Source organism: Novipirellula aureliae (genome assembly GCF_007860185.1).
GTDB lineage: Bacteria > Planctomycetota > Planctomycetia > Pirellulales > Pirellulaceae > Novipirellula_A > Novipirellula_A aureliae.
Genome location: NZ_SJPY01000005.1, coordinates 629,028 through 636,055, shown reverse-complemented (window position 1 = coordinate 636,055; position 7,028 = coordinate 629,028). Strand labels below are relative to the sequence as shown.

Below are 7,028 nucleotides of genomic sequence, written 5' to 3'. Positions count from 1 at the left end.
ACAAATTGCTGCGCAGACTGTAAACTCATGAAGGGTCTTCCTTGTTTGTCGAAAGTGCTTTGTTGTTAAACACTTAGACGCAAGAAAGGCCCTTTTTGTTTGGTGTCTCGTGAATAATCCGGGCTAGTCAGGACATCCGGTGAAGGGATCACCCCATCGAATTAGCGGGGTGAGAGGGCACTCGCTGACCACCAAAATCGACACACAAGTTGCTGGCGGGAGCGGCACATTGGCTGCCAAACGAACATCCTTGCACGTCTCTCTTTAATCTCACTGTGTTAACCAGCGAGGATCGAAGCAGCGGTAGAATCATCCTCACGATTTGGTTTTTCCCCTGAAAAGGGATAGGGGACTGAGGCGACTAGGCTCATTGCTGGAGCCGAGCACTCGAATCATCCCGAATCGGTCCCAATCGTATCACGGAGGATATCACCGATCGTATCACCGGGAAGTATCACCAAATCGTATCACGACTGGTCGTCGTAAGTCCCTACCTGGAAAGGACTTAAAAATCGGAGCGACAAGATTTGAACTTGCGACCTCTGCGTCCCGAACGCAGCGCTCTACCAGGCTGAGCCACGCTCCGATGTATTCGCAATTTTATCGTTTTCAATTGCAGGATGCTATAAGGGATCCTGCGGTTTCCTCAACGTGGCCGGATGACAGTCCATCGCGATTTCAAATGTTTTGCACAGAACCAATTGACTCCGTTGGCTGCTTCGCGAGCTGTGGCAACGTGAATCGGCTTCGGTTCGCGAATTGGCCGTTGCCCGGATGATTCATGGGCTTGCAAATTGTTTTGCTAACGTCTACGCCTTCAAGCGTTTACGTTCATTGCTCGAAAAACAGTCTGCGTATTAGCCGTTTTGGCGTTAGCGGCCTGTCGATTTAATCGGTTTGACCCGACTTATTGTTTAACGCCAAGCCATAGGCGACCGCATATGAACAAGCTGACGCCTTCGGCTAAGCGTTAAACGATTAAATCAGCAGGCCGCTATCGGCAAAACGGCTAATGAATCATCCGGGCTAGCCATTGATGGCACGAGCACCGATTCCAACACCGCGGCGGTGCTAAAGTTGATGCAACGGATGAAGTGACACTAACGCTCGGGAAAAGCTGTGCATTTAACGCGAATCTGCCTGAAGCGTATCACTTCGCTGGCCAGGTCGTCGATGAATCGGGGCAATCAATTGAAGGTGTATCAGCCTCTTCGTCTCTCGGTACGGAGAGATTTTGTGCCGGCGTCGAGGATCTGATCACCGACGTTGACGGACGATTTGCAGTCTATAGCAACGAAGCTAGACTTCTCGAGGATCATCCGAAGTGGGGCAAGCGAACCGCTGCAATTTCGTTCTCTCATGATCTCTACATTGAGGCAGAAATTGAAAGGTTAGTCGATGTGGAGCCGTCCAAACGCGATGATCTGCGAATTGTATTGCAAAAAGGATTTTCTATCGGTGGGACCGTTGTCGCCGCTGATGGGACGCCGACGGCCGATGTACCGATTTCGATGACGCAAACAGAGGCTTACCCGCGAAAAGTCGTTCGCACGGACGAACAGGGGCATTTTCGCTTTGATGGAATTGGAAGTGGCGATGCGACACTTCGCGTGGTGGATGCCCGCCTTCCCACTCGGACATGGTAACAATCCTTCCGGCTGGACGGAGGACGACGGGGGGCTTCGGTTCGCGTCGTTTACAGCTTCAGAGATGACAGGGGACACGGAAGCAATACCCAGTACATGCAGCTCACTGCCGACGACATAGCGAACCTTGAAAAGTCGCTTGCGTCTTTTGGGGCCGATGGCGAGAAAGGAGCTAGCTGTTCGTCTTGATGGGGGTCAGCTTTTTGCCTTCTCGAATCGCAGGTTCGCGAACTTGTTCCCCCTTCATCGGCTTGAAGTCACGAATCCAGATATTACGAAAACGAACGGCGTTGCCATGCTCAAAAAGGGTCAACGGTGCTTTACCGTGAGCGGTGTAGGAAGGTGGTGCTTGGTAGAAGGTGTTTCCTGCTAACTCGAAGTGGTGCTGGATCAGCACACCATTGTGCATGACCGTCACGATGGCTGGTGATACAAGTTTGCCGTCATCATCAAAGCGTGGTGCGGTGAAGAAGATATCATAGACATTCCATTCTCCTGGTGGTCGCATCGCGTTGACCGCTGGAGGACTCTGCTTGTAGATCGCACCCGCTTGCCCGTCGAAGTAGGTATCATTTTGGTAGGAGTCAAGGATTTGAACTTCGTAGCGGTCCATGATCAGGACACCGTTATTGCCTCGTCCTTGTCCTTTACCAGTAGGAGGTGTGGGGGCTGACCATTCAATATGAATCTGGCAATCACCAAAATCTTGTTTCGTTTTGATTTGGCCTTTGCCAGTGATGGCAACCCCGTCTTTGATAATCCAATTTTCGCCATTTTCCCACTTGTCCAAATTGGTTCCGTCAAACAAGACGATAGCGTCTGACGGTGGATCGGAATTCGTTTTCCCTGGCTCGACGACCGGGGGTTCTTGCCACTCGATCCCGCTCAAATACTCTCCGGAATAAGCGGTGGCTGACGTTCCGAGCATAGCGGCAATCAGCAAAACGCGGCCCAGTGTAGGGCGAACAAAAAGAAAAAGGCTTTCACATTGATTTGACATGTTTGCTTCCTGTTGATTTGGTAGGATGGAGCGAGCCGGTATCGACGTTTGGGGTCTTAGCTTCTACTTTACTCCGAATGAGTTTCCTTCGCGATCCTACATGGCGATCAACAAGAAGTCTCTTTTTTTGCAAATTTTTGGAACAAACTCATGGCGATACAGTGGTTTCCAGGCCACATGCACAAGGCTCGTTTGGAAATGGAAGCGGTGCTTCCCAAGGTGCATCTGGTAATCGAGGTCCTGGACGCTCGGATTCCCTATTCGAGCGAAAATCCATTGTTGGCGGAATTACGAGGCGACAAGCCCTGTTTGAAAGTTCTTGCCAAGAGTGATCTCGCTGATGAAGCGATGACAGCCACATGGCTATCGTATTATGAGCAATCCGATTCACTCCGGGCGGCGGCGGTTACGAGCGAGGATGTGCCGACGATCCGCAGACTCAAATCGATTCTGACTCGGATGGTTCCTCATCGCAGGGACAAAACGACCGCCGCGATGATTGTCGGCATTCCCAATGTCGGGAAGTCGACAATCATTAATTTTTTGGCGGGAAAAAAAATTGCCAAAACCGGAAACACTCCGGCAATCACTCGGCAGCAGCAACAGGTGAAAATCGGCGATGGTATCATGCTACTCGATACCCCCGGAATGCTCTGGCCGAATGTTCACAATGTGAACAGCGGCTACCGTCTAGCCCTGCTCGGTTCGGTCAAGGAAACGGCGATGGATTACGCCGACATCGGTTTCTTTGCTGCCCGTTTTTTACTGGCCAAGTATCCGGATCGATTGGCAGCGAGATACGAGCTTGATGTAATGCCTGAGACCGAGTTAGAGTTGATTGAAGCGATCGGGCGCAAACGAGGTTGTTTGGGAAAGAGCAATTTGGTCGATATCGATCGTGCTTCCAGAATTCTAGTAACCGAATTTCGCTCCGGGGTCATGGGGCGGTTAACCTTGGAAACCCCCCAGATGATGGCGAGAGAAAGGGTGCAAACGGCCGCTCGGGTTGCCGAGGCAGCCGAAGCGGCGACCAAGAAAGATGCGAAGCGAAAGAAGCGTTTTCGCGATAAGCAACGAGCCCAGCGAAAGTCGCGTGAAATGGACGGCCGCTAGAGCTTTGTCACCATGAAAAATGGGGGCTAAGCCTCTTTCGTGGCAGTGGCTTCTAGCCGCGGTTTACTGGAGCAACACGCCCCAGCCACTCTTTTGCCACAAGCTTAGAATCAAGGGGTCACAAAGCACGAATGCCAGGTAGTCAACGACGCCCCAATTGCTTGGCGTACTGTTTCACCACCGGTCGCTGGCCCAAACGAGGATTGATATGCGGGCGGGCTTTCAGCAACGTTCGTTGGGCTTCCGCGATCGATTGATTCCGGTACTTGAGCAGCCAACACATTGCTACGGTCGCACTACGGGCGCGGCCTGCTTTACAGTGAATGTAAACCGTTTGGTTCTGCTTGGCGTGTTGTTCAACGAACTCGACCGCTTCGCTGACGTTTTCAAGCGACGGATGAGTGAAGTCGGTCGTCGGCATCCAAAATTGTTCAATGCTGAAACTTTCATAGGCTAAGAGCGGACCAGGGTATTCTTCGCAAGTATTCACGACTGCCTTGACCCCTTCGGCGGCCAACCGAGGAACATCACGAGCGAACGGGTAGGCGCCAACGATCACATGCGAATCGATGTAGTCCCACCAACGTCGGATGTGAAGGATTCGGCCGAGGGTGTAGTTCCAAGCCAAGGTCGGGTAGAAAACCGATTGAGCGTACAAACGCTTCGATCGCGACAATGGGGGATTCAGATTGGATTCGGATACGGTTGGCATGTCGCTGATCGATACATCCTCACTCAATCGAAACAGAGGGAGCTACGCGTGAAGCTATTTTGATACTTGATATTAGGCGATCGAGATACTTGTCGCAACTACGGACGGCATCCCAGGATGGCCCGACCGCAGCAAATGCGGAGAGCGTGATGGACAAGTGCCGCATGGCGAGTGAGTGCTTAGCGCACGACTCTCTCGTGCGGCGAGGAGGAGCGAGTGATCGTTGAAAAATCAACGATTTGACGAAGGCTCTCGCAACAGACGGTGTAGCGAAGTCTTGCTCGAAACGAAACCGATAACGCTTGTCCGCCAATGAATAGCGAAACATGATCGCCCAGTAACCGGGCCAATCGGTTCTCTTCGGCGATGAATCGTTCCGGTTCTTGGATCGCCGAAATGCTCATCCAAACCAATTCAGCTTTGTAGTCATGAGCCGCCTGCAGGAAGCTATCCAACGGCAAATTGCTGCCCAGATTGATCGCCTTCCAGCCCGCTTCGCGGAGTGCCAATTTAACCAATGCGGTCGGCAATTGATAATGATCTCCCTCAGGTGCCCCGCCGATCGCCACCGGTGCCCCCTTGGATGGCGCTGCGATTTGTTCGACTAACCTTACTATCAACTTTATGCAGAGATCGCAGGCGCGACGTTCTTGATACACGTCTAACTCGTTGCAACCCCAAGCCTCGCCAATCCCATACATTGCGTCGGTGATCAAACTTTCGGCAGCTTGCCAACGGGAGACGCCAGTCTCAATTCGGTTTTCCAACAATTTCCAACACTTCTCGAAATCGCCCGCTACCAAAGCACAACGAAATTCGCATTGGTTCGGATCTTGCTCACCAGGGATCCGATCGTCTCGTCCCGGCGCCAGGGATGGCAAACCCAGCACATCGGGATTGACCAGCACGCGGTCGGTATCGCGAAGAAATTGCTGAAGTCCCTCAATCGTAATTCGGCGATGCCCGCCAAGCGTTCGGATGGTCGGAATATCACCGCGATCACACCATCGCTTGATGGAGGATTCGCTAACCTGCAAAGCATCCGCAATTTGTTTTGGCGAAAAATGGGGAAGTCGAACTGCCACGTCTAAACTCTTTCAACGAGTTGTGAATTGAACAAAATGAACGTTTTGACTGATCTCTAGAGCGATATCCAAATTGAAAGTGGCGTAGGGAGTCAGGACTGGCAGCCATATCTAGCTTGAGCAGGACACCTTGGTTCGGGTCGGCGCGCTTCCTGCAGCAAGCTCCATTCGAGAAACTATAGAACAACTGGCAAGAAAGCCAACGGCATCATTGGCAGGAAAACGAACAATTTCCGGGCTCCACGCCTGAAGATGGCAGGAAAATGACCAGAAACGGAACCATGTAATAAATATGCGGAAAATGCTCGTTTGCGCCTTGCCTTCCGATGACACCGCGCATATAACGACATGAACGTTTTGGGCGTCAAAAACGTTCATTCTTGATTGAGCGTCCATTAACCTGTTCCGTTTTCACTGGAAAGTAACTCGATGACCCAAGCAACCTCCACCGTTTCTGATAAGAAGATGACGATTCCAGCGCGCGTTGCAGCGTGGATGCGTTCGGCCGAACTCGAAGCGGCGAATCTTGCTGCCGACGCTGCGGCTCGCGACTACAATTTGATGAGCCGGGACGATCTGAGGCGCGCGACGAAGATGCAACTTCGCCAAGAGATCGGCTTGATCAGTAACAGCGCCTTCGCGGATGCGGGTTCGGGAAACCAGATTTTTTCGGTGTCACTCGGGCTGGCACCTCGTCAGAAGGAGCTTGGAATGCGAACGGCTACCCGCAGCGGCGTTGATCTGCCAATTCATCTCGGTCGACTTTGCGAGGCTCCTTTGTTGACGTCCGAGCAAGAGGTGATGCTATTTCAGCGAATGAACTTTTTACTCCATCACGCTGCGGTTCATCGCCGCTTGTTAAACCCGAACCGTCCGTCACGCGTTCGCTTGATGCTGATCGATCGCTTGGTGTCGCTCGCCAATTGGCATCGAGACCGAATCGTTGAGGCAAATCTGCGTTTGGTTTTCTCGATCGTCAAGAAGTTTGTGAATGCAAACAATCCATTTGATGAGTTGCTAAGTGACGGCATCGTGGCCCTAATGCGTGCGGTAGAGAAATTCGATTACGACCGTGGATTTCGTTTCAGTACGTATGCAACTCAGGTTGTTCGTCGCAATTCGTATCGCACGGTGGTGATGAATCAGCAAGAGCGACAAAAAGTGGTGGGGGGACTACAGGACATGAATTTGGATCTGAGTGATGAGGATCGTGGTTCTTCGATTAGCGAAGGTCGTTGGCATGAACTTCGCAGCCGCTTGGCAAGCATGCTTGAAGACTTGGACCGCCGCGAGAAGTTGATTATTCGCGCTCGATTTTCGCTTGGTTCGCATCGCAAGGTTCATACTCTACAATCGTTGGCTGACCGTTTGGGGATAAGTAAAGAGCGAGTTCGTCAAATCGAACGACGGGCGATGGATAAGCTACGCAGTATGGCTGGCGAAGTCCAGCTTGCTGAACTCGAAGTATAAGG

7 protein-coding genes and 1 tRNA gene are annotated in these 7,028 nt (G+C 51.9%); 3 read left to right on the top strand and 5 right to left on the bottom strand.

Translation table 11 applies throughout. The features are described 5' to 3' along the window. Positions 1 to 512: 512 nt before the first annotated feature. Positions 513 to 586, bottom strand: a tRNA-Pro gene (locus Q31b_RS17690). A 508-nt stretch (positions 587 to 1,094) separates the two neighbouring features. Between Q31b_RS17690 and Q31b_RS17685 the strand changes: the two genes are divergently transcribed. Continuing rightward, positions 1,095 to 1,646, top strand: coding sequence for a carboxypeptidase-like regulatory domain-containing protein (locus Q31b_RS17685; protein WP_146600956.1), 552 nt, complete (start codon positions 1,095 to 1,097; stop codon positions 1,644 to 1,646). A gap of 172 nt (positions 1,647 to 1,818) precedes the next feature. Here the strand turns inward: Q31b_RS17685 and Q31b_RS17680 are convergent, their stop codons facing one another. Then, positions 1,819 to 2,646 (bottom strand): 3-keto-disaccharide hydrolase, encoded by an 828-nt coding sequence (locus tag Q31b_RS17680; protein WP_231617652.1) that lies wholly within the window; start codon positions 2,644 to 2,646, stop codon positions 1,819 to 1,821. A gap of 150 nt (positions 2,647 to 2,796) precedes the next feature. Here Q31b_RS17680 and ylqF point away from each other — a divergent pair, with 150 nt between their 5' ends. After that, a complete protein-coding gene (ylqF, locus tag Q31b_RS17675; RefSeq protein WP_146600955.1) occupies positions 2,797 to 3,759 on the top strand; it encodes a ribosome biogenesis GTPase YlqF in 963 nt (320 codons plus the stop codon). A 142-nt stretch (positions 3,760 to 3,901) separates the two neighbouring features. On the opposite strand, the gene Q31b_RS17670 is transcribed toward ylqF, so the two are convergent. The 3 genes from Q31b_RS17670 to Q31b_RS17660 form a co-directional block, all read right to left on the bottom strand. Next, positions 3,902 to 4,471, bottom strand: coding sequence for a dual specificity protein phosphatase family protein (locus tag Q31b_RS17670; RefSeq protein WP_146600954.1), 570 nt, complete (start codon positions 4,469 to 4,471; stop codon positions 3,902 to 3,904). 179 nt (positions 4,472 to 4,650) lie between these two features. Next, on the bottom strand, positions 4,651 to 5,556 hold the full coding sequence (locus Q31b_RS17665) for a helix-turn-helix domain-containing protein (protein WP_146600953.1): 906 nt from the start codon (positions 5,554 to 5,556) through the stop codon (positions 4,651 to 4,653). A 111-nt stretch (positions 5,557 to 5,667) separates the two neighbouring features. After that, entirely contained in the window at positions 5,668 to 5,952 is a 285-nt protein-coding gene (locus Q31b_RS17660) for a hypothetical protein (RefSeq protein WP_146600952.1), read from the bottom strand. Positions 5,953 to 6,117: 165 nt separating this feature from the next. On the opposite strand from Q31b_RS17660, the gene Q31b_RS17655 reads away from it, so the two are divergent. Next, complete coding sequence (locus Q31b_RS17655; protein WP_390622333.1) at positions 6,118 to 7,026, top strand: sigma-70 family RNA polymerase sigma factor; 909 nt, start codon at positions 6,118 to 6,120, stop codon at positions 7,024 to 7,026. Positions 7,027 to 7,028 lie beyond the last annotated feature (2 nt).

Bases quoted from the DNA above. Each gene is read 5' to 3' on its own strand.
- Q31b_RS17680 (WP_231617652.1), bottom strand. From the start codon at position 2,646: ATGTCAAATCAATGTGAAAGCCTTTTTCTTTTTGTTCGCCCTACACTG.
- ylqF (WP_146600955.1), top strand. From the start codon at position 2,797: ATGGCGATACAGTGGTTTCCAGGCCACATGCACAAGGCTCGTTTGGAA.
- Q31b_RS17670 (WP_146600954.1), bottom strand. From the start codon at position 4,471: ATGCCAACCGTATCCGAATCCAATCTGAATCCCCCATTGTCGCGATCG.
- Q31b_RS17660 (WP_146600952.1), bottom strand. From the start codon at position 5,952: ATGGACGCTCAATCAAGAATGAACGTTTTTGACGCCCAAAACGTTCAT.
- Q31b_RS17655 (WP_390622333.1), top strand. From the start codon at position 6,118: ATGAGCCGGGACGATCTGAGGCGCGCGACGAAGATGCAACTTCGCCAA.